The sequence below is a fragment of the Lactobacillus acetotolerans DSM 20749 = JCM 3825 genome, assembly GCF_001436775.1.
In the GTDB taxonomy this organism is placed as follows: Bacteria; Bacillota; Bacilli; order Lactobacillales; family Lactobacillaceae; genus Lactobacillus; species Lactobacillus acetotolerans.
Genome location: NZ_AYZC01000010.1, coordinates 14,269 through 38,336 on the forward strand (window position 1 = coordinate 14,269; position 24,068 = coordinate 38,336).

General features: G+C 35.8%; 21 protein-coding genes. 6 read left to right on the forward strand and 15 right to left on the reverse strand.

What is annotated here, in order from left to right; genetic code table 11:
- The first annotated feature begins 26 nt into the window (after positions 1 to 26).
- Together FC77_RS02700 and FC77_RS07970 are read left to right on the forward strand one after the other, a co-directional pair.
- Complete coding sequence (locus tag FC77_RS02700; RefSeq protein WP_056970018.1) at positions 27 to 2,408, forward strand: Xaa-Pro dipeptidyl-peptidase; 2,382 nt, start codon at positions 27 to 29, stop codon at positions 2,406 to 2,408.
- 135 nt (positions 2,409 to 2,543) lie between these two features.
- A complete protein-coding gene (locus FC77_RS07970; RefSeq protein WP_156641826.1) occupies positions 2,544 to 2,714 on the forward strand; it encodes a hypothetical protein in 171 nt (56 codons plus the stop codon).
- 329 nt (positions 2,715 to 3,043) lie between these two features.
- Here the strand turns inward: FC77_RS07970 and carB are convergent, their stop codons facing one another.
- From carB to FC77_RS02730, 6 genes are all read right to left on the reverse strand, one after another.
- Entirely contained in the window at positions 3,044 to 6,226 is a 3,183-nt protein-coding gene (gene carB, locus FC77_RS02705) for a carbamoyl-phosphate synthase large subunit (RefSeq protein WP_056970019.1), read from the reverse strand.
- Positions 6,219 to 7,307 (reverse strand): carbamoyl phosphate synthase small subunit, encoded by a 1,089-nt coding sequence (locus FC77_RS02710; RefSeq protein WP_056970020.1) that lies wholly within the window; start codon positions 7,305 to 7,307, stop codon positions 6,219 to 6,221. Before FC77_RS02710 ends, carB begins: the two co-directional genes overlap by 8 nt.
- Positions 7,308 to 8,582 (reverse strand): dihydroorotase, encoded by a 1,275-nt coding sequence (locus FC77_RS02715; protein WP_056970021.1) that lies wholly within the window; start codon positions 8,580 to 8,582, stop codon positions 7,308 to 7,310.
- Positions 8,583 to 9,539 (reverse strand): aspartate carbamoyltransferase catalytic subunit, encoded by a 957-nt coding sequence (locus FC77_RS02720; RefSeq protein WP_056970033.1) that lies wholly within the window; start codon positions 9,537 to 9,539, stop codon positions 8,583 to 8,585. It lies immediately after the preceding gene.
- Between the two features lie 157 nt (positions 9,540 to 9,696).
- Positions 9,697 to 10,239, reverse strand: a complete 543-nt coding sequence (pyrR, locus tag FC77_RS02725) for a bifunctional pyr operon transcriptional regulator/uracil phosphoribosyltransferase PyrR (protein ID WP_054681928.1) — start codon at positions 10,237 to 10,239, stop codon at positions 9,697 to 9,699.
- A 185-nt stretch (positions 10,240 to 10,424) separates the two neighbouring features.
- Positions 10,425 to 11,339: a dihydroorotate dehydrogenase gene (locus FC77_RS02730; protein ID WP_056970022.1), complete on the reverse strand. Its 915-nt coding sequence runs from the start codon at positions 11,337 to 11,339 to the stop codon at positions 10,425 to 10,427.
- A 249-nt stretch (positions 11,340 to 11,588) separates the two neighbouring features.
- Here FC77_RS02730 and pyrF point away from each other — a divergent pair, with 249 nt between their 5' ends.
- Together pyrF and pyrE are read left to right on the forward strand one after the other, a co-directional pair.
- Positions 11,589 to 12,296 carry an orotidine-5'-phosphate decarboxylase gene (gene pyrF, locus FC77_RS02735; RefSeq protein ID WP_056970023.1) on the forward strand — a complete coding sequence of 236 codons (708 nt, stop codon included), beginning with the start codon at positions 11,589 to 11,591 and terminating at the stop codon, positions 12,294 to 12,296.
- Position 12,297: 1 nt separating this feature from the next.
- A complete protein-coding gene (gene pyrE, locus FC77_RS02740; protein ID WP_054681950.1) occupies positions 12,298 to 12,936 on the forward strand; it encodes an orotate phosphoribosyltransferase in 639 nt (212 codons plus the stop codon).
- 76 nt (positions 12,937 to 13,012) lie between these two features.
- Here pyrE and FC77_RS02745 read toward each other — a convergent pair whose 3' ends face one another.
- Positions 13,013 to 13,642: a sugar O-acetyltransferase gene (locus FC77_RS02745; RefSeq protein ID WP_056970024.1), complete on the reverse strand. Its 630-nt coding sequence runs from the start codon at positions 13,640 to 13,642 to the stop codon at positions 13,013 to 13,015.
- Positions 13,643 to 13,829: 187 nt separating this feature from the next.
- On the opposite strand from FC77_RS02745, the gene FC77_RS08395 reads away from it, so the two are divergent.
- Positions 13,830 to 14,375: a DapH/DapD/GlmU-related protein gene (locus tag FC77_RS08395; RefSeq protein WP_054681933.1), complete on the forward strand. Its 546-nt coding sequence runs from the start codon at positions 13,830 to 13,832 to the stop codon at positions 14,373 to 14,375.
- Positions 14,376 to 14,445: 70 nt separating this feature from the next.
- Positions 14,446 to 15,195, forward strand: a complete 750-nt coding sequence (locus tag FC77_RS02755; protein ID WP_056970025.1) for a sulfite exporter TauE/SafE family protein — start codon at positions 14,446 to 14,448, stop codon at positions 15,193 to 15,195.
- Here FC77_RS02755 and FC77_RS02760 read toward each other — a convergent pair whose 3' ends face one another.
- The 8 genes from FC77_RS02760 to FC77_RS02795 all read right to left on the reverse strand — a co-directional run bounded on the left by FC77_RS02760 (position 15,196) and on the right by FC77_RS02795 (position 23,938).
- The gene (locus tag FC77_RS02760) at positions 15,196 to 16,284 is read right to left on the reverse strand and encodes an acyltransferase (RefSeq protein ID WP_338084851.1); all 1,089 of its coding nucleotides are present in this window, start codon (positions 16,282 to 16,284) and stop codon (positions 15,196 to 15,198) included. It abuts the gene before it with no gap.
- A 137-nt stretch (positions 16,285 to 16,421) separates the two neighbouring features.
- On the reverse strand, positions 16,422 to 17,918 hold the full coding sequence (gene yjeM, locus FC77_RS02765; RefSeq protein WP_056970027.1) for a glutamate/gamma-aminobutyrate family transporter YjeM: 1,497 nt from the start codon (positions 17,916 to 17,918) through the stop codon (positions 16,422 to 16,424).
- A 233-nt stretch (positions 17,919 to 18,151) separates the two neighbouring features.
- The gene (locus FC77_RS02770; RefSeq protein ID WP_056970028.1) at positions 18,152 to 18,565 is read right to left on the reverse strand and encodes an OsmC family protein; all 414 of its coding nucleotides are present in this window, start codon (positions 18,563 to 18,565) and stop codon (positions 18,152 to 18,154) included.
- Between the two features lie 18 nt (positions 18,566 to 18,583).
- Positions 18,584 to 19,762, reverse strand: a complete 1,179-nt coding sequence (locus FC77_RS02775; RefSeq protein ID WP_056970029.1) for an MFS transporter — start codon at positions 19,760 to 19,762, stop codon at positions 18,584 to 18,586.
- A 107-nt stretch (positions 19,763 to 19,869) separates the two neighbouring features.
- Positions 19,870 to 20,523, reverse strand: coding sequence for a C39 family peptidase (locus tag FC77_RS02780; protein WP_054681940.1), 654 nt, complete (start codon positions 20,521 to 20,523; stop codon positions 19,870 to 19,872).
- 119 nt (positions 20,524 to 20,642) lie between these two features.
- On the reverse strand, positions 20,643 to 21,161 hold the full coding sequence (locus tag FC77_RS02785) for an SLAP domain-containing protein (RefSeq protein ID WP_056970030.1): 519 nt from the start codon (positions 21,159 to 21,161) through the stop codon (positions 20,643 to 20,645).
- Between the two features lie 674 nt (positions 21,162 to 21,835).
- A complete protein-coding gene (locus tag FC77_RS02790) occupies positions 21,836 to 23,053 on the reverse strand; it encodes a C39 family peptidase (protein ID WP_056970031.1) in 1,218 nt (405 codons plus the stop codon).
- Positions 23,054 to 23,722: 669 nt separating this feature from the next.
- Positions 23,723 to 23,938, reverse strand: coding sequence for a hypothetical protein (locus tag FC77_RS02795; protein ID WP_056970032.1), 216 nt, complete (start codon positions 23,936 to 23,938; stop codon positions 23,723 to 23,725).
- Positions 23,939 to 24,068 lie beyond the last annotated feature (130 nt).

A 24,068-nucleotide genomic window follows, 5' to 3' on the forward strand; every position in this document is an offset into this window, starting at 1 on the left:
AAAGAGAGTCAAAAAAGGAGCTCAACATGAAATATAATCAATATGCTTATGTCGATACTGATTTTCAGGAACAAATTAAAGAATTAACCGACATCAACTTTTTACCTAAAAATTACCAGGACTGGTCATTTAGTAACCTTCTAGCCAAAATGATCAAAAATGTACTAGCCGAAGCTAAAAGCGATCAGGCTAAAACGACGAAATTAGCTGAATTTGCTGTATCCGATAAACAAACCCTAACTGTTTTTTTAGCCAGCGATCCGCAAAAAATTGGTACAAATCAATTCTATAACGTAGCCTTACAATTATTGGGCTATCACGTTGACTACGACTACAACTTAGCCAGCCCTACTGGTTTTATGCAAAAACATGCCTTACCTTTTATTCAAGATATTGATAATACCGACAAATTAATTCATGCATTTTATCGTTTGCTCAACACCCGTGCCAAGAACGGACAAATTCTACTTGATGTTATGGCCGGCAAGGGGTACTTTACCCAATTTTGGGGACAAAATAAATTTATGTTCTTTAATGGTAAAAGCATCCCAGTTTTCAATACCAATAAAGTAATTCGGGAAGTTGTCTACGTTGAAAGCGACTTAGACACTGATGAAGATGGCAAAAGTGACTTGCTGCAAACAACCATCTTCCGTCCCGCCGAGAGCAACAGCGGTCTAAAAGTACCTGCTTTATATACCGCAAGTCCATATTTTGGCGGAATTATCGAGAACGAGAAACGCAACCATAACGTAGATGAGAATTTATCCGATGCAACTGAATGGGAAAATCCACAATACAAAGCTGCCCCAACGGTTAAAGCTACGCAACCTGGCGATGAGAACAAAGCTGCCACTGAAGAAGCTATCCATAAGTCTTCTTACCCATTAAATGAGTATATGCTTGCACGCGGATTTGCCAGTGTCTTCGCTGGCGGGATCGGTACCCGTGGCAGCGACGGCTTACGAAGCACGGGTTCTCCTGAGGAAACTGAGAGTGCAAAAGAAATCGTTGAGTGGTTGCATGGCGATCGAATTGCTTATACTGACCGGTCCAGAAAACACGAAACAAAAGCATTTTGGTGTAATGGGAACATTGGTATGACCGGTCGCTCCTACCTTGGTACCTTACAAATTGCTGTGGCTACCACTGGCGTAAAGGGACTTAAAACGGTTGTCTCTGAGGCAGCTATCTCCTCTTGGTACGATTATTACCGTGAACACGGTCTGGTTATTGCACCAAGTGAATGCCAAGGTGAAGACCTTGATTTGCTTGCTGAAACCTGCCAATCAAACTTATGGGATGCTGGAAGCTACCTTAAAATCAAACCTAAATATGATGCAATGCAGAAGTCTTTACTTAAAGGTGAAGACAGAGCAACAGGACAATATTCTAACTTTTGGGAAGCGAGAAACTACCGGCATAATTCTGATGGTATTAAATGTTCTTGGATTAGTGTTCATGGCTTAAATGATTGGAACGTAAAGCCTAAAAACGTATACAAGATTTGGCAGAAGGTAGCTAAAATGCCTATGAAACACCACCTATTCTTACACCAAGGGCCACACTACAATATGAACAACTTTGTTTCCATTGATTTTACCGACCTCATGAATCTTTGGTTCGTTCACGAACTATTAAATCTTGAAAACAATGCTTACAAACAATGGCCAACTGTCATGATTCAAGATAACCTTCAAGCTGATACATGGCATGAAGAAAAAGATTGGAATAATAGTATTGGTAAAGCAGTTACCTACTATCCAACTAATAATCATGAATTATTTAAGGATGTTAACGGAACTGAAAAGATGAGCTTTACAGATGTTGGTGGACAAGAATTTAAGAAAGCTAAAATTTCTGAAAGTAAGTGGCAATATAAATTTATTTGTGGAAATAAAAAATGGGCTGAGCCGAGTTTGCGTTTTGAAAGTGATGAATTTATCCACCCAGTAACAATTGTTGGTCGTCCAGAAGTTAAAATACGTGTTTCCAGTAGCCTAGATAAGGGACAGATTTCTGTTGCCTTGGTTGAATTAGGTAAGCGGAAACGTTTAACGGCTACACCAAAATTATTAATGCGTGATGGCCAAGAATTAGGATATAGATTTGGTACAGATACTTTGCAAGAATTTGTTCCTGCTAAAGAGACAAAGGCCAAACTAATTACTAAAGCACACATGAATTTACAAAATTATGCTGACATGAAAAAGCCAAGTAAAATCGAAGCAGACAAATTTTATGACTTAGATTTCAAATTACAGCCTACCTATTACACGATGCCGATTGGTAGTAAACTTGCATTGATTATTTATTCTACTGATGAGGGTATGACCAAACGTCCCTTAGAGAATGATACTTATACGGTAGATTTAGCTGGAACCGAAATTAAATTTAGTCAAAAATAATAAGCCAAGTATTCCAGCGGACAGAATGCCAATAGCATTCTGTTTTTTTGTTATAAAAAATATAGTATCCAGAATTTCACTATGAAGTTAACCCCCTGAACTAGACGAAGAGTCTAATCCAGGAGGTCTTTTTATATGACCAAATATCAAGCTAATACAAAATTAAGAGCAATCAAACGTTATCAAAAAGGAGTCGATTTAAATCAAATCAGTAAAGAATTAAATATTACCAATGCCAACGAAATAGATCATTGGCGTTGGTTATCTAATTGCAAGTATCGTATTACTAACCAAACAATTTTCTAATCTACTACAAATAATTGAATACGTTTATTTACCTATTCTCTTAATCAAATTCGATTATTCCCCACTTTCAAATACCTTATTGGAAATAATCGTACCTGTGCATGAAATTGCTAACTGGATGACTTTAATTATTAATCATCAAAATTATAATTTTAACTTGTACATGGTCATTTCTATTGTAGATTGCCTTTTATGGTTAATGTTAGGATTAACTGCTTTCAAAAAAGCTAATAATTTAGCAAAACATAGTGGGAAAATTGGTAATTTTTAAAATAAAGCAAAAAACGCGGTAGACATCATAATGCAATGTCTACCGCATTTCTTTAATTTTACTTCAAACTCTCTGTAGCAAATAACCTATTTTCAAGTGCTGTCAGAAGTGCTTCCGCAGTATCTAATGCAGTAAGTAGTGGAATATTTTGTTGGATTGTAACCTGTCTAATAATGAAACCATCTGAGTTTTTCTCAACATCATGGCCCATTGTATTAATTACCAAGTCAATCTTCTTATTTCTTAATTCCGTCAAAATATTATTATCACCGGGCTCATGAACCTTAGTAACCGGATTTACATGCAGACCGTTTTTACGTAAGAATTCTGCGGTACCTTTGGTTGCAAAAATTCGGTAACCAATTTTAGCAAAGCGTTCGGCAATCGGTAGAATTTTACCTTTATCACGATCTTCAATGGTAAGAAGAACGTTACCATTATCTGGAATCTTCATATTTGCACCAGCAAATGCCTTTAACAAGGCTTTGGCAAAGGTTCGATCGCTGCCCATTACTTCGCCAGTTGATTTCATTTCTGGACCAAGGTAACTATCAACATCATCCAATTTACTGAAGGAGAATACAGGTGCTTTAACACTAATTCTGTCGGATTCTGGAGCCAAGCCATCTTGATAGCCTTGCTCTTTTAAACTTTCTCCCATAATTACTCGGGTAGCAACTTGTGCCATTTCAATCCCGGTAATTTTACTCAAGAATGGAACCGTTCGACTAGCACGTGGATTTACTTCAATGATATAGACTTCACCATTACGAACAATATACTGAACGTTCATAATTCCATGACAATTTAAAGTTAAAGCTAATTTTCTAGTAATATCGGTAATTTTTTTCTTAACTTCTTTAGTAAAAGTTTGTGGTGGATAAACCGCCATTGAATCTCCTGAGTGCACACCAGCATGTTCAATGTGTTCCATAATTCCTGGTAAAAGAACCCGATCGCCGTCACAAATTGCATCGACATCACATTCACGGCCATCCAGGTAATCATCAATTAAAATCGGGTGATCGCTTGCAATATCAACGTGATCGTTCAAGTATTCTTCTAATTCTGCTTTACTATAGACAATTTCCATTGCCTTTCCGCCTAATACATAACTTGGACGTACCAAAACTGGATATCCTAATTTTTCAGCTGCTTTAATTACGCCATCCCGAGTAGTAGCGGTTAATCCTTTAGGCTGCTTTAAATCAAGCTTTTTTACAATTTCATCGAATAACTCACGATCTTCAGCTCGGTTAACGTCTTTAACACTAGTCCCTAAAATTTTAATACCGTGTTCTTCAAGTCCGGCGGCTAAATTAATTGAGGTTTGTCCACCAAATTGAACGATGACCCCTTCGGGCTTTTCAAGGTCACAAACATTTAAAACGTCTTCCAAAGTTAACGGTTCAAAGTATAACTTATCTGAAGTTGAGAAATCGGTTGAAACAGTTTCAGGATTAGAATTAATAACGATTGCTTCATAACCCATCTTCTGTAATGCTTTGACACAATGAACAGTTGCGTAATCAAATTCGACCCCTTGCCCAATTCTAATTGGACCAGAACCAATTACTAAAACCGATTTTTTATCCGTCTTCTTACTCTCATTTTCTACATCATAAGTTGAATAAAAGTATGGAGTCTTCGATTCAAATTCAGCTGCACATGTATCCACCATTTTATAAACCGGGATAATGCCTTTAGATTTTCTAAGTTTACGAATTTCATCAGCATTCTCATGCCATAAATTAGCAATTGTCTGGTCACTAAAACCATATTTCTTAGCAATTTTTAATGTTTTAATATCGTCTTTGTTTTTCTGGATCGTTTTTTCTAAATCAACAATATGTTTAACGATATCTAGGAAGTAATAGTTAATCTTAGTTAACTCGTGGACATCCTTCATGCTGTAGCCACGCCTAAATGCTTCGGCTAAGTAAAATAAACGATCATCTTGAGCTTTCACTAGTTTCGTTTCTAAATCTTCATCGCTAGCAGCATGTGCTTCAGAAGAATAGAAGTCCTTTTGATCAATTTCTAACGAACGAACTGCCTTTTGAAAAGCTTCTTCGGCAGTACGACCAATCGCCATAACTTCCCCAGTAGCCTTCATTTGTGTACCCAAAACTCGATCAGCCTTTGGGAATTTATCAAACGGCCAACGGGGAATCTTACAAACTACATAATCAAGTGCTGGTTCAAATTCTGCATAAGTAGTACCTGTTACCGGATTCTTAATTTCATCAAGAGTCATTCCCACGGCAATTTTGGCCGCCATCTTTGCAATTGGATATCCGGTAGCTTTAGAGGCCAAAGCAGATGAACGCGACACCCTCGGATTAACTTCAATCACGTCATATTTATAACTATTAGGATCAAGTGCAAGTTGAACGTTACACCCGCCCTCAATCTTTAATGCCCGGATTAGTCGTAGTGAACAATCACGCAGCATCTGGTATTCTTTATCAGATAAAGTTTGCGATGGTGAGAAAACAATTGAATCTCCAGTATGAATACCAACTGGATCAAAGTTTTCCATACAGCAGACGATCATTGCGTTATTATCTTTATCCCGCATTACTTCAAATTCAATTTCCTTGTAACCAGCAATTGATTGTTCAATCAAACATTCGGTCACCGGGGATAATTCCAAACCATTCTTAGCAACTTTAGCTAATTCTTCACGGTTATTACAGATACCGCCACCGGTACCGCCCATGGTAAATGCTGGACGAACAATTATTGGGTAGCCAATCTTGTCACCGAAAGCTAAGGCATCTTCAACATTATTCACATTTCTAGAAGGAGCAACAGGTTCACCAAGTTTTTCACACAACTCTTTAAATTTTTCTCGATCTTCCGCCTGATCAATTGACTCAAGCTTAGTACCTAAAAGTTCAATGTGTAATTCATCTAAAATACCTGTTTTTGACAATTCCATTGCCATATTTAATCCAACTTGCCCACCAAGCGTCGGTAAAATGGCATCAGGATATTCTTGACGAATAATCCGGGAAACCGAATCTACGGTAAGCGGCTCAATATGAACCTTATCAGCAATAGACGTATCAGTCATAATGGTAGCCGGATTAGAGTTAACTAAAACCACCTCGTAACCTTCTTCACGTAAGGCCAAACAAGCTTGAGTACCAGAATAGTCAAATTCAGCGGCTTGTCCGATAATAATCGGTCCTGATCCAATCACCATAATTTTATGAATATCTGTTCTTTTAGGCATGACGTTTTGCATCCTTTCTTTGATCAATCATTTGCATAAAGTAGTCAAACAGCGAATCTTCATCGTGTGGACCTGGTGTTGCATCAGGGTGAAATTGAACTGAAAATGCAGGGTACTTTTTATGTTTCAAGCCCTCAACAGTTCCGTCATTAACTTCAACGTGCGTGATCATTAAATTATCCTTATCAATTGAATTTTTATCTACCGCATAACCATGATTTTGTGCGGTAAAGCCAATATTGCCGGTAGCAATCTCCTGAACCGGATGGTTAAAACCACGGTGACCAAATTTCATTTTGTAAGTTTTAGCACCATTAGCAAGGGCAAAAACCTGGTGACCCATACAAATGCCCATTAATGGAACACGTTTTTCAACTTCTCGAATCATTTCTGTAGTAGCGCCGACCATTTCCTCAGGATCGCCTGCGCCATTCGATAGCAACACACCATCAGGATATAGTGAAAGAATCTCTTCAGCAGTTGCTGTATACGGTAAAACGATACAATTGCAATCCCGCTTAGATAATTCTCGTAAAATGCTGTGTTTAATACCAAAATCAACCACAACAATATTTCTTTTAGAGCCGGGTACCGGATACGGCATTTTAGTTGAAGCTTGTTGAATAGTTCCCCGGGTAATATCTTTAGCCGTTAACTCTTGGGCTACCTTTTCGGCATCTTCTTTGGAATTGGCAATTTTGCCACGAAGGGTACCATGAACCCTGATTTTTTTAACCCAAGCCCTTGTATCTATTCCTTGAATCCCAGGAATTCCTAAATGATCCAAAAACTTTGGCAACGTCGTTTGCATGCGCCAGTTAGTAGGATGATTGGCTACCTGGTGACAAATCACTCCCTTAATTCCCGGTTCAAGCGATTCATAATCAGCCAGTGTGATCCCATAATTTCCAATTAACGGGTTAGTAAAAACTAAAATTTGGTTTGCGTATGATTGGTCCGTAATTGCTTCTTGATAACCGGTCATCCCGGTAGTAAAAACAACCTCGCCAAGAGTTTCTTTATTACTACCAAAACCTTCACCGGCATAAATACTGCCATCTTCTAAAATTAAATACCGCATTTATTGTCCATCCCTTTGATATACTATTTCTCCATTAACCATTGTTAAAACTGTTGCACCATATACCTCATCTCCCGTAAATGGCGTATTAACACCCTTAGATTGATAATCTTCTTCTTTAATTTTTACCGCATGATTAATATCAAAAATTGCTATGTCAGCTGGGGCACCAGGTTCAAGGTGACCAACATTTTTTAAAGCAAAAGTTTTAGCAGGTTTATCTGTGAACCAACCCAAAAGCTGCCTTAAAGTAAAAATACCAGTTCGTACAAAGTTCGTATAAAGCTCACCAAATGCCGTTTCACTACCGGTGATACCAAAAGCTGCACTTTGCATACTACCCGTCTTTTCTTTCTTAGCATGCGGTGCATGATCAGTCGCAATCATATCAATTGTTCCATCCAACAATCCTTTAATTAATGCCGTCTGATCCTTTTTATTCCTAAGCGGTGGATTCATCTTGTAATTCGGATCGTCCTTAGGAATATCTTCATCAGTCAAAAGCAGGTGGTGTGGAGTAACTTCACACGTAACATTAATTCCCTTAGCTTTGGCTAAACGCACTAGTTCAACACTTACTTTGCTTGAAATATGACAAACGTGATAATGGACACACGTTTTTTGCGCTAAAAGCAAATCTCGGGCTATTTGCGTTGTCTCAGCCAATTCGGTTATTGGCTTTAAATTTAATTCTTGGGCCCGTTTACCTTCATTAATAACTCCTTGATTGAAGAGCGCATCATCTTGTGCATGCTCCGCAAGTACCAAATTGTTTTCTTTGGCTTTTTGCATTGCCAAGTACATCGTCTCTGCGTTTTGTACACCTTTACCATCATTACTTACGGCAAAAGCTCCGGCTTTTTTCAATCCCAAATAATCAGGAATAATATCGGTCGTTTCATTCTTAGTAATCGGACCATATTGCAAAATATGTACTACGCCTTTTCGCTGATTTTCATTTACCATTTTTTGCATTAATTCTGGCGTATCAGGAACAGGCGTTACGTTTGGCATAGCACCTACCGTTGTAAAACCGCCATGAGTAGCTGCCAATGAACCAGTATGACTATCTTCCTTATAGGTTTGACCTGGATCACGGTAATGAACGTGTAAATCAATCAAACCCGGACTAACCAATTTACCCTTAGCATCAATTGTCTTATCACCAGATAGATGGATGGCAATAGCTTTAATTTTTTTACCTGCCACCAAAATATCCGCATGAATTAGTTGCCCATTTTGATAAACAGTGCCGTTTTTAATTACCGTCGTCATTTACCGCAGACCTCCTAATTTACGTCCACGCATAACGGCTTCAAGCATAGCCATTCGCATGAAGACACCATTTTGCATCTGTCTGACAAACATACACTTAGGTGCCTCAACCAAATTCCCGGCTAATTCAACATCATGATTGATTGGACCCGGATGCATAATAATCGCATCATCCTTCATTTGGCCGTAACGCTTCTGATTAATGCCATATTTCTCATGATAGGCTTTTGCATTAAATTTCTTTTCATTGGGATCCTTAGCATGACGTTCGTGTTGCACCCTGAGAAGCATCATTACATCCATCTTGGATACCAAATCATCCAACTTTTCAAATTTACCGTACTTATCGTATTTATCTGAATACCAATAACTTGGACCTGAGAAGTAAACCTGTGCACCTAATTTGGTTAATAATTCCATATTGCTCTTAGCAACCCGGGAATTAGTAATATCTCCAATAATTGCAACCTTTAATCCTTTAAAGTGACCGAAATGCTCGTGAATGGTCATCATATCCAGCAAACATTGGGATGGATGTTGGCCACTGCCATCACCTGCGTTAACAATTCCAATATTCAAATGCTGGTGCTTTTGCGGATGGATTAATTGCTGGTAATATTCATTTTCTGAATGCCGAATAACTTCTAGGTCGATTCCTAATGCATCCATAATTAGTGAAGTGTCGTAAAGAGTTTCGCCTTTTTTCACAGAACTATGAGCGGGATCAAATGGAATGACTGTTAACCCGAGTTTTCTTTCAGCCATTTCAAAACTCGTATGCGTCCTACTCGAATTTTCGAAAAACATATTTGTGACATATACCGGCTTGGTTAAACGAGGAGTAGCACCACCTTGTTTAAAATATTCTGCTCGTTTTATCAGCGATTCAACTTCATCCTTCTGTAAATCCTTAACACTTACAAAGTGAGGTAAAGTAACAAGATTTAAATTTTCCATCTTTTGCATTCTTTCTTTTCTAAAAAAATAAACCTGAAGCATTATTTTGCTCCAGGTTTATCAAAAGGGATTTTTTTATACTATTTTAGTACAAGAAAAAGCGGCAACCCTTTCGACCCTCTCTGGAGTCAATTAAATGGTTGGATTAATTTATTTTTTATTTTGGTAATTCTTTAAGTTCAACTGCGTCACGCCCATCAATTTCATGGACATTAACAGCAACTTGCTCACGTGATGATGTTGGGATATTTTTACCAACAAAATCAGCACGAATTGGTAGCTCACGGTGACCACGATCAACTAAAACCGCAACTGCAATCGAGCTTGGGCGACCGACATCCATTAGGGCATCCATTGCGGCTCGAATTGTTCGTCCAGTGTAAATAACATCGTCAACTAAGACAACGTGTTTATTATTAATATCTACACCAACCTCGGCTGAGTTAACCACTGGATCTTGTTTAAGGGATGCATCGTGACGGTCATCCCGGTACAAGGTAATGTCTATCTGACCAATGGGGACATCGACACCTTCCAATTTCTGAATTCGATCATGGATTCGTTGAGCTAAATAAATGCCACGCGTTTTAATTCCAACAAGTACCAAATCTTTAGTACCTTTGTTACGCTCGATAATTTCATAAGTAATACGGGTTAAAGCACGTTTCATCGCCAGTGCATCCCAAATTTCTTTTGCCATTTTTTACCTCTTTCTTTTGCCCATGAAAAAGCTCCCAGTCTGTAATCAGACTAGGAGCACCTTGTAAAGTTAAACTTAACTTTAATGGAAGTTACCTTACTAGCCTCACGGGACTAATTTTAAAGGATCTTTTCTGCTTCTAAATATACTTGTAATGATGACCGTTGTCAACAAGATAAATTTAGTTAAATTCGATTTACTAAATCGTTGATATCCGTTACACCAATTTTTTCTAAAACTTTGGATAATTCTTGAATAATATGCGGACAAGCCAATGAATCGTGAAAATGGGCACTGCCGACCGCAACCGCATTGGCACCAGCCAACATAAATTCAGCCACGTCTTTTGCAGAAGTAATACCAACCATGCCAATAATCGGCAAAGAAGTTATCTTTCTAACTTGTGCAATCATTCGAATAGCAACTGGTTTAATAGCTTCACCAGAAAGTCCGCCCATATTATTTCCAAGAAGCGGTTTTCTAGTTTCAACGTTAATCCGCATCCCCAAAACAGTATTTATCATGGATAGGCCATCAGCCCCACCATCTTCTGCGGCTTTTGCAATCGCAGTAATGTCTGTTACATTCGGAGTCAACTTCACATAGATGGGAATTTTTACAACTGATTTAATTTTTTTAGTTAAGTCTTCAACCACTTGGGGATGAACACCAAAGCTCATCCCTCCCTGTGCTACATTTGGACAAGATACGTTAATTTCTAAAGCATTAACAATGCCAGAATCAGATAATTTCTTGGCTACTTTAACATAACCATCCTCATTATCACCACCAACACTAGCCATAATCGGTAATTCAGGATAATTTTTTCTTAAAGCAATTAACTTTTCACTAATTACTTTGTCCACACCCGGATTAGTTAATCCTACAGAATTTAAAATACCGTCATCCAAAACGGCAATTTGTGGTTGTGGGTTACCAGTCGTTGCCTTAGGTGTGGTCGTCTTGATCACCATTGCACCTAACTCGTTCAAATCAAATTTTTTTGCAGCCGGTACATCGCCAAAACCAAAAGTACCGCTTGCAGGCATAACTGGATTCTTTAAATTTAGACCAGGTAATTTAACGCTGATATTTGTCATATTTCCCTCCAAAAATGAATGCTCACTGACATTCGCTTATTTTTTTGATTTATTGTACACGTCTTTTCTGCTTTTTAAAAACTAAATTTTATTTGTGTTTTATTTTTGATGGTGGTAAGCTCCATATAAGCAAACTTTAAACGGTACAGAGAGACCGCAAGTTAAATAATTTAACTTCAATAACTAGTACAAGTCTATTCTTGGCAGTTTCTCTGTGCCAGGAATAGGCTTTTTTACGTGGAGGAAATTATGGCAAAACCAGTTTTTGTTGCCTTAGATTTAGACAACGAAGAGAAATTAAAGCAAATTTTAGCAAAATTAGGTGCTCCCAAAGACACTTACATCAAAGTTGGAATGGAACTTTTCTTTAATTCTGGAAGCAATTTAGTAAGAAAATTAGCCGATCAAGGTTACAAGATTTTTTTAGATTTAAAAATGCATGACATTCCCAACACAGTTTATAACGGTGCTAAGCAATTGGCCCAATTAGGAATTACTTGTACAACAGTACATGCACTCGGCGGCGGACAAATGATTAAGGCTGCTAAAGATGGCTTAGTCGCTGGCACTCCAACCGGAAAGACTGTACCAAAATTGCTGGCTGTTACCGAACTCACCTCTATTTCAGATGTAATTTTAAAACATGAACAAAATTGCTCTCTGCCTATGAATGACCAGGTAATCAGCTTAGCCAAAACAGCTAAGAAAGCTAACGCTGATGGGGTTATTTGCTCACCATTGGAAGTAAAAGATTTACGAAAAGCGGTTGGTGATGATTTTTTATACGTCACGCCAGGTATCCGTCCCCAAGGCAATGCAAACGATGACCAAGCAAGAACTGCTACCCCAGCCCAAGCAAAAGAATACGGTTCAAGCGCAATCGTTGTTGGCCGCCCAATAACTTTAGCAAGCAATCCACAAGAAGCTTATGAAGCAATTAAAAAGGAGTTTAACTAATATGCATAAAGACCAAATTATATCTAAACTAATCGAAGAAGAAATCATTACCATTTCACCTGACAAACCTTTTACTTATGCCAGTGGAATGCTCTCACCGATTTACACTGATTTGCGATTAACCATTTCGTACCCAGACTTACGCGATTGGATCGCCACTGATTTAGCTAGCTTAATTAAAGAAAAGTATCCAGATGTTTCTATCGTTGGTGGTGTTGCTACAGCTGGCATCCCTCATGCCGCTTGGGTAGCTGAAAAACTACACTTACCGATGATATATGTCCGTCCGAATCCTAAAGATCATGGCAAGGGTAAACAAATTGAAGGTCGCTTCACTAAAAATGACCGCATTGTTTTAATCGATGATTTAATCACTACAGGTGGTTCAGTCCTCAATGCAGTTAAAGCCACTGAAAAAGAAGGCGGCAACGTAATCGGTGTTAGTTCAATCTTCACTTATTATTTACCAGATGCAAAAGATAATTTTGCTAAGGCTAACGTGCAGTTTAACCCCCTGCTTTCTTACCCAGAGTTACTTAAGAAAGAAAAAGAATCAAAACATATTTCATCAGCCCAATATGATATCCTTAAAACTTGGCACGAAGATCCATGGGCATGGGGTAAGCAATTTAAAAAGTAACATTAAAAAGCAAATATAAATAAACGACATTTCAAATTAACTTGAAATGTCGTTTTATTATGCAAAAAAACTATTTTTACTTCTTATCAAATTTTTTCTTGTCTTCGTTATATTTCTTTTCTTCGTTTTGCCAATATTCTTCATCTTTCTTAGTAATCGGATGAAGCACTTTGCAAGGAACACCTGCGGCAACAACGTGACTTGGAATATCATGCGTAACAACACTACCTGAACCTATTACAACATCGTCGCCAATTGTAACTCCAGGATTAATTGTTACGTTTCCACCTACCCACACGCTGTTACCAATCGTAACCGGAAGATCAACTTCAAAATTTTTATCACGCACACTAGATACAATCGGATGGTTAGGACAAAAGATAGACACGTGCGGAGCAAAATAAACATTATCACCAATTGTAACTTTATTATCATCTAAAATAGTTAAACCGGTATTAGAATAAAAATGCTCACCAAAAAAAATCATGTCACCACGATCACAATAAAACGGTGGTGTAATTGTCATATCTTTTGCAGCACGACCAAAAAATTTCTTCAAATTTTCAAATGGTTTCTTATCTTCCCAAAACTTTGAATCATTAAATTCTTTACAGGCTTCTCTAATTCTAAGCCAGGGATCATCTTTAACTTTGGCCGGATTATGAATCTTCCCAGCCATTTTTCTTTCTTTTTCAAAATCTTTCATTATGTAATACCTATTTCTTTGTATATTCTCAAAGTTCAGTTTATCACATAAAAAAATACTTTAGATTTTATTTTTGTTACTTTTTCTATGCAAAAAAGTACAGTTACGAATTTAAAATAAGTATTTCACATTGCATTCAAATATAATTAAACTTATTACAGAATAAAAAATGAGAGGAGAAACTACTTTGAAAACAAATTCACCTTATACTGATAAAAATACTATTTTTGGTAATGATATTAAAACTAAAGAACACACAGGAAAAATCCTTGCTAAATTAAATAATTCTTACCATTCTCCACATGAGATCAATTCTTTAGTGGGGCAAATAATTAATCAAAAGATTTCAGATTCAACTACGATCTGTACCCCATTTAACATTGATTTTGGCCCTCGTTTAAAAATTGGTGAACACGATTATATTAATCAAAACTGTCAATTTGTTGATATTGGCGGAATTACCATAAAAGATAATGTTTGGCTCGCTCCTAATGTTACTATTGCTTCTGTCAATCATTCCTTAAATCCCAAGCACCGTGATCACGTGTTTTTCGAACAAGTTATTATCAACGATGATGTATGGATTGGTGCGGGAGCAATTATTGTACCTGGAGTAACAATTGGCAAAGGTTCAGTTATAGCCGCAGGAGCAGTCGTCACCAAAGATGTTGCTCCATATACCTTAGTCGGCGGCGTTCCAGCCAAAGAAATCAAGAAAATAGAGACTGATTGAGTCTTCATTAACAATAAAATTATAATGTTATACTTTTCTCAGTTGAGAATTTATTTATAAAGAAGGTCAAATATTGTCATTAATCTATTTAATAGTAATGAGTACAATTGCTGGGATTCTTACTGGCATTGTCGGAATGGCTGCACTGACACTCTATCCTGTTTTAATATCTGTTGGTGTCTTACCAATTACCGCTAATGCAACAATTACGGTATCACAAGTAGCAGGTGGACTTGGGACAGTTTTATCATCATTAAGAGAGTTACATGGGCACTGGAAACAAACATTTCAAATCACCATAGTCAATACAATTGGTGGAGTTTTAGGTGCATTGATTTTAATTCATAGTTCCAATGCTGGTTTTAAGAAATTTGTTCCTTTCTTTATTTTATTGGCCGGAATTATGATTTTATTCCCAAGTAAAAATATTCAAAGTAAAAAACAAGTAAACAAATGGATCAAAATCATAAGTTGGATAGGCGTTTTCTTAGTTGGCATTTATGATGGTTACTTCGGTGCCGGTGCTGGATTATTGATGATTGCTATTTTATCAAAAGTAATTAATCAAAAATACGTCATTTATAATGCTATGCGTAATTTTGCTTCATTCATAGGTAATCTTGTTTACGCTATTATGTTTATCTGTATGTTACCAATCGACTGGAAAGTGATTATCCCCTTAGTAATTGGCTTATTTATTGGCGGATACATCGGGCCAATTGTTGTACGTTATATTCCTTCACAGATAATGAAATATTGCGTAGGAATATTTGCTATTGTCCTTTCCTTTGTGCTTGGCTATCAAGCCTATTTCAAATAGTTACATTATATGATTCTTGAACCATGGAATTTGATGAATAATATAAGCAATAATCGTTGAAATAATAAAAATAATAACCGAAATTATCGGAACAGCGAGAAAAGTATTCGGCATTAATTTAAACATATGAAAATTTCGTGCGCCAATGCGTACAAATAAGAAATGAATCAAATAAATTCCAAAAGTTAACACTGAAAGATTAGTCATGCAGGTTACCGACCTGCTATTTTCATTCCAATTAATCTTTTTGCCTAACTCTTTAAAGAAAAGGAAGACTCCAGCAGAAGATAAAGCAACGTTCAAACTCATATAATCATAAAAAGGTAAAATTCTCTTATTAAAACGTAAAGATAAATAATTCGTACCAGCAAAAGTTACAACGAATCCTAAAATTGCCAGTAAATAAATAATTAGCCGCCATTCTTTATTGATTTCAATATGATTTAAATAGTAACCAGCTACAAAGTAAGTTGAGAAATATAGAGTAAAAGAAAAATAGAAACTATTATTTAAATTAATCAAACTCCTCATGATGCTTTTAACAATTGCTGGGATTATTTGATAATGCACTATGCTTCTATAAACTCCAAAAAAAGTAGGAATAATTATAGAAAAAATAGCAGCTAAAATTAAAAAGTAACGAGTTAAGCGAGTATTCTCAGTTATTTTTCTTAACAGCGGCACAAGCAAATAAAGCCCAATAATCATGTGTAAAAACCATAAATGGGAATATCCTCTTATAATTAATTTTATGGCAACAGATAAACTGTGACTTTCAAAAATAAAAGTATACAATGCATAAAATATATGCCAAAAAATTGTAGCACACACAATTCGCCAAATATTTTTAGTAAATAAAGTTTTGATTTTTATTAATCGACTAGGATCTAGAAATAAAGCTCCCGAGATCATAACAAAAACGGGGACACTCCAACGTGACATAGAATCCCAGAAATTAAGACTTTGCCAGATAAAGGTGTGAACATTCTTTAAATAAAACAAAGACTGCGAAGAAACATGAATAATAATTACTGCTAAAGTTGCAATAATTCTTAACATATCTAAATAATATATCCTGTGTTTCTTCACTTTTTCATCCTTACCCTATACACAATCTAATATAATTATGCTTTGATTATAGCATAATGTTAATTATGAATGTTTAGAACAAAAATCTCTTAACTTCAAGTCGAAGTTAGGAGATTTCTTTATATTAAATTATATTTTTAAACTGCTTGTTTTTCTTTGTGTTCACGCCATGTGTAGTAAACGTAGGCAATAATACCAAAGGCAACAGGCCCAATAGCCGTCCAGAAGGAAGTTGAATAGTCACCTGTAAGTAATGGTTCAATACAAGTAAAGATAATTCCAATTGCAACAGCTAACCAAACAATAGTAGTAACTGTCCAAATTTTGGCTTTTCCATGAATAAATGAAAGCGGGTGTTCAACGTTTTTCTTAATTCTAAAGAACGGATATGCACCAATTAAGAATAGATACGGGGCGGCTGAAGAAACGTTCATCATATCCGTCAGAATCGTGTAGAATTGTCCGGCAGCATTACCACCGAATGAAATGAACAAGATTATGATACTTACGATGATTGCTTGTAACCACATTGCCCGTTCTGGCATATTGTGCTTGTTTAACTTAATTAATTTATCAGGTAAAAGTCTTTGGTCACAACCCTCAATAAAGGATTTAATTGGTGAATAAACCATTAAGAAGGCAGCTGCAATACCACCTAAAACGTCCGCTAAACCAGCAAAACGTGAAAATGCTGATCCCATTGCCAAAGAAGCAGAATGCGACAAACCTAAACCATGTCCAGTGACAACGCCTAAGTTATTAATTAAAACATATTCAACGTTACCTAAATTAATTCCTTTAGATCCGAGTTGTGTATTCCAATTAGCTGAGATACCACACATTAAAATGTTAACCACATAGAGTCCGGTCATAGCAAGCATTGCCAAGATTAATGCCTTAGGGAAAGTCTTTTCCGGTTTATCAACTGAATCAATGACCCCTGCAGTAGTTTCAAGGCCTCCATAGGCAAACAATGCATAAACTATAAAGGATATAACTGCAATTGGAGATTGAAACGCTGGATTTGGCGAATGAGTTAAATTCATTGCAGTAAGTGGTTCCGCAAGGTGACCATGATCTAAGAAGAAGACAAAAATTGAAACAACCATAAAACCAACGGCAATAAGTAAAGTAAATATACCCCCGATTTTATCTACAGCTGCAATTTTATCTACACCCTTTGCAGCACAAAAGGTAACTATAACTAAGAAAAGAACTTCTAAAACACCTAAAAGCTGAGTTGAAGACAGAAATCCTAGATGCCAACTTTGGGTCGTATCACGCCCAAATAAGGTAGTTGAAACTGAAATCAAGAAAAATTGGGTTGAAGATACAAGCCAAACTACCCAAGCAGCTAACCAGATAAAGGTACCAACAAAAGCGACTTTTTCATTGGTCGATTTTTGTAGCCAAGAAAAGATCCCCCCTTTTACCCCTTTAAAAGAGGCACCGTACTCTGCAAATATTAATGCAGACGGTAGAAAGAATAGAATCGCCGTAACAACATACCAAATGATACTTGAATAACCCATCTGGTAGTACGCAGTCAATGAGTTATTAAAACCAAAAATAGCAGAAAAAATCATCAAAATTAACGTACCTAGTTTAATTTTGACAGATTTATGTTTTTTCATAAAAATAAAACTCCTTTTCTATCTTACAAACATAATCCATTATGAACTTTTAAAAAACATTATTAAAGGTACTTGTTATAAAAATAAGCTTATTTAATTTTAATGTTCATTCCGCTGAATATTATAGTAGAGGCATATAACCGGTAGTTTTAAATTAAAAAAATTTAATAAATTTATTTCTAAAAAAAGACAAGTTTATTTAAAAACTTGTCTCAAAATTATTATTTATTTAATCATTCCACAGTCAAATTTATCTTAACTGCCCTAGAAACAGTTTGATAAACTGTTGAAACCAGTGCCGTCTGTTTCATAAATTTCTCTTTTTCTTCTTTAGACATCGATGAATCGAAAGAAACCTTAAGATTCATTTCAGAAACAATTGCAGTAGAAGGACCGGTTTTCTTAAACATCACGTGATTCTCAATATGGAATTTTTTAATGTTGAGATGACGTGTTTTATTGATTTCCCCAACAGAAATAGAAATACAAGAATCAACCGCAGCGGCTAAATATTCAACTGGATCTGGGCCAGAATCTTTACCCCCATCGCTTAATCCTTCATCACAAATAATAGTATGTTTACCAGCTTCAGTTTTGACTTGAATTCCATCATCGACTAAATATGAATTAACAGTATATTTACTCATGCTGCGCCTCTTTCAATACTAATGGTGATCAATTGCACCATCCAAACGTTTCCGATAGCACAAGTATATCAAAACTATGAGTGGGATAATAAATAATTGAACTGGATAAAACCATTTAATTGGTAAGAGACTATCCACAACCCCTGACAGAATTGGTCCCAAGGACATACCAATATCCAATCCTAAGTAAAAGGTGCTGCTGGCCAGCCCTTGCTCATTAATCGGTGCAAGTAGTAGAGCAGTGGATTGTAAAACAGAATAGATGATCCCGTAACCCATAGCCATTCCTGCGGCGGCTAAAGCCATCTCCCAGTTATTCTTCATAATGGTTAACATTAAGATATAAAAGACAGTTGATACGGTACTAATCCATAACCAGACACCGAAACGAACGGTGTCAAATAGATTCTTCAAGCCAATTCTAATGGCTAGTAAAACTACCGCATAAATTAAGAAATATGAGCCAACGGCAATATTTAAATGCCTTTGTTCAACGTAAGTAACTAAATCCGCTTGCGTTGAGAAATACGGCAAAGCAAATAAAGTCGTCAAAATTGCAACCGGTAAAACGTTCCATTGAATAATTTTGAATTTTTTCTTCTTATTCTCCCTTTGAACCTTTTTACTCGGCTTAGCGTGATCACCAACAAATTGAATCGCAATTACCATCAGAAAGGCAGCAACAGCTGATGAAATAATGGCCTCACGGTAACCAATTTTTTGGTAAATATTAATTGCTAAAGCTGGAGCCAAAGCCATGGCTAAGGCATTCATCAAACCATAGAATCCCATGGCTTCCCCAACATGTTGCCGTGGAACCAAGAATGCCAGCCAGGTAGTCATACAAACAGTACACAGCACATAACCGGCACCATTAATCAGCCGAAAAAGAAGCAACCAGCTGCCACTTGGTGAAAAGACGTAACCTATAACTCCAATTAGAATTAATATTCCACCAATTAAAGATAAACGGTATTTGGAAAATTTATCTGTTAAGTTACCAGCTACTGGTCTAAGAAACATAGCGGCAATACTCATAATTCCTACGATTAAACCGGCAAAGGCACTACTTGCACCCAAGCTTTTGGCATAACCATTAATTAATGGATTGACAAACATCGTACTGAACATGAAGAAGAACGATGCTGCCATAACTAAAATGACATCTTTGGTATAAATTGTTTTCTTCTTTGACAAATTTTTACTCCTATAAATATTTATTCCATAGGTAGATTTTACCACTAGCAAGAAATTTGATAATTCAGGTCATCTTTTAAGTTTTAATTAATTATACGTCAGTTAACTTATTTAACAGTAATTGCTTCATGATTAGTTTCACTTTGAATTGCTGACTTTGGTACCCAAGAAATTGCACCACGGTCATATTTCATGTTCTTACCACCAGTACCTGCTCCATCACTCTTAGAGTAGTAAAGTGGATCATTTACACGGAATTTACCGTTCTTGTAGCCAGTAAGAACCTTACAGTGATTACGATGATAATCGCCTGGCTTTTGGTATGATGAGAAGCCGTAGTACAAAACTGGCTTACCACCTTGTACATATAACTTCATGTCATTTACCGTTAATTTACTGCTTGAGATATTGATTACATTCTTATCCCAACGACGAGCATATTTGGCTAATGCACCTGGTCTGATAACGTAGCCGAAACCAACACCAGTGTATACACTACCTTTTTGTCCACCTTTAGTCGGTTGCATTGGTAAGTGACTTTGTACATAACTCAAGTCAACATGTTTACCTTGAGAACGCAATAACATTGTCATTGCAGCACCAGCACAACCCCAAGGAGTAAATACAGGTTTATATTGACTGACATAAGGAACATTAATTAATTTAGTTTGGTTAGGTGTAGCAAGTGCATTCTTGTTAATGTAGCCTAAGTTCTTATGCTTCTTAGTAGTAGTTAACCAGTAATACTTGTTACCATTCATGCTAAGAGTCTTTTTTACATTAAATGGTTTATGGAAATGAGAATTTGCAGATTTCTTATTCTGGAAGACACCTTTATAAGTGTTATAACCTCTCTTAACTACATAAGCTTTAAAAGATTTTACCTTTTTGAAGTTGGTATAGTACTAGATGAAGCTTTAGCATTCCCCGACTTAATGTACTGATTAGAACCAAGTTTTATATAATTCTTACCCTTAATTGTTGCATTAGAGGTAGATACAATTTGAGAGCCTTTCTTCAAGGCTTTTTGCTTAGAACGTTTACCATTAGCTTTATAAACATAAGCGTTATTAGTTAATCTATAAACTTTTCTTGGAACAAGGTTATGTGCTCTAATAAATTGACCTGGTTTTACTTCAACATAGTTAGCACCACTAATAGTTTTTTGACTAATTGGTGTAACATTTTGACCAGCTTTTAAATTAGATTTACCAATCTTCTTACCATTTTTATCATAAAGAAATGAATTGACTGATAACTTAGAGCTCTTACCAACTTGAGATGTATTTGTTGGAGCAGCATTAACTGTTTGACTAATTGTAGTCCCTGCAATTGGAGCTGCCATAAGTACAGCTGCAGAAACAGTCATAATTTTACTTAATATTCTCGAATTTTGCATTAATTTCCTCCTATAATGATGAGTTTATTTACTAGCAATTAAGTCGAAAAAAACAATCATCTTTCGGTGACCGTTTTTAAATTTAATTACTTAACTAATTCCATGGACGAGCAACACCAACAATAATAGAACGTTGCTCATTCTTGATAGGTTGTACCATGATGTGTGGTGGCCAATTTTACCTGTTGGTTTAATTTGGTGGTAATAAACTTGGTGATATTTCTTAGGGTTTTGGTAACCTTTAGTCTTAGAAGTGTATTTCTTCTTAGATGTTATCCAATAGCCATTACTAGTTTTTAGATTTTTCCCGTCAAGCTTAGCAATTTTAATAAAATCACCTTTAAAATAATGACCATGTCCCTTATTCTTAGTTTTTGTTGGGCTTGTGTATCTGTAAAACCCCGCTTTGCCTTAACAATCTTAGGGTTACTTACATAATAAGTCTTTGAGGATAAAGCTGGCTTAGTTGCATCAATCGTCTTATTATCTGTTGTATCTGTTGCTGAATTACTATCCGTGGCCTTGTTAGTTACGGTCTGGTAAGATCCCCTTCCCCAGTTGCTGTAGCAGCTAAGGCTGGTTGTATCGCTGATGAACTAACAAAAAGCAAAACAGCCATAGCACTAATCGCTACTATCAATTTTTTCATAATATAAAATACTCCTTTTTTACTTTTAATAACTTAAAGCTCTATATGCATCCTGACGCCATAATTTTGATATTTGCTTATTGGTAAAGCTTACTCGCTTAACTTTCCATGGATCATTCAAATATATCCTATTATTTGTATATCCATAAACAGTTAAAGCATGATTAGAAAAACCATCTAAGGGAGCTAACCACATAACTACCGGATGATTATTCCTAATCGATTTTTTAATTGTCGTGAGGCTTGTTCCCGTTAAATTACGAGCAGATCCCACATGCCGTTTAACTAAATTCATTAAACCAGCGGGATAAATATACCAACCGCTACTTGAATACGGACTACCAACAAATCCTTTATTAGGATTGCTAGATCGTGGCATTTCTTTAGCAAGCTTCATCTTAGATGATTTATCACCCGCATAATTCAACATCATGGTAACAGCGGTAATTTCACAACCTGTAGGTAATTGTTGCCGCTGACCAATTAATGGAACACCACCAATTTTATAGTAGTTTTTATCCATCGAATTGGCATTAATCCAACCAACAAATTTTTTACCTAAATAAATTTCTAGCCAAGTTCTACCATCAGAAGTATTTTCTGAAGCAAGTACGTGAACTTTCTTACCACGATACTTCTTTGAGTAGTCTATTGGCTTTAAATTAATTTGAGATGTGTTGTAACCACCAGTTTTGTAAATCTTATAGTTAGTATGTGACTTCTTTCTAACCTGCATATAATAGTTAGTTTTAACTTTATTTGAAACAGTTAAATAGTTATGAACTTGTTTAGATTCATTACCAGTTCTACCGCTAGTATTACTACTACTTGGGTTGGATTGATGATCACTACTTACTCGAGAATTATCAGATTTTGATGTTGTACTACTCTGTTGATGTTCGTTAGTTTTAACTACTTGTCGACGTTGAACAAAAAGTCTTTTTCTAGCTTTTTGACCAGAAACTGCATATTTATTAACCTTCTTTTGTTGATCCTTATTTGAATTAGATTCTTTAGATGAGCTTTGTGAATCTGCATTACTTGGATCATTTTTGTGATCTTGATTTACCTTATTTTTATCACTTTCTTGCTTTTGATTTGTATCTGCATCCTTTTTAACAGATTGTTGATCAGAAGTAACATTCCCAGCTGAAACATTATCAGCATATACGGTCGATGATGACCAACATATTAAAAATGATAAAGATAAAGTAAATAAGATATATTTTAAATACTTTTTCATGGTGCCTTCTTTAATATATAGCTTTAAACATTTTGTACATCAGCTAATTATCAATTAAAAATTGACTAGCAGTTATAACTAACACACTTTTATTATACTAAAGAATACTGTTATTGATACGTTAAATCATCAAAATGTTTATCTATATATTTCTTAGCTGAAGCTAGTGTTGCCCAAGCAACAGCGTCTGTTCAAAATTCAACACTGCTAGCCGTTTGATTCCATCCATAGATATTTATAAAAACAACTTTTAAACCATATTTTTTACCTGTATCCAAGGTATTTTCCCAAGAACCATTATATTTCATTGCAGCATAAGTAGTGATAATACTTATCACTTCCTTCCGACTAGCTTTTTAGCTGATAAATGACCGCTTTTGAGCAAGCTCCGGATGACTGCAAAAATAATAAATCAAATCACTGATATGACTTGACTTTGAATAGAAAAATAGCCGTCTCAACTTTGGCGAGCTGACGGCTATTTTTTAGTTTGTTAGCGTCACCGTTTTTTACGGCTCTACGAAGAAAGAGTCTATCATTGAATAGGCTCTTTTTCTGTAAGTATGTATAACATAAATCTATATTTTGAATTTTTCTAAAGCTTAAATAATCATAATGGTTATAATAATTTAAATAAGCTACTTTTTAACTTTATTACCTATTTTTATCTTATAAGCCAATTTCTTTTTCCAATTCTTTTTTATTCATAACAGGTTGTTTTTCAGCATTTTTGCTTAATTTATCAAATGCAGTTGGAATGGACTTGCGCATTTGCTTAAATTTAAAAATTAATTCTTTAGCAGAATAATTTTTAGAAACGAAATTTTCTAAAATATCTTCGTCAAAATCTAAAAAATCATCATTATTGATTTGGGTTGTCTTCATGTTTATTCACCTCAATAATATTTTCTCACATCACTCAAGTAATTACATTTAAATACAAAAAAGAAGTACCGCTTGCAATGTCATTAAGTTAAGACATTGACAAAGCTGATGATACTTTTTAAGACATTTA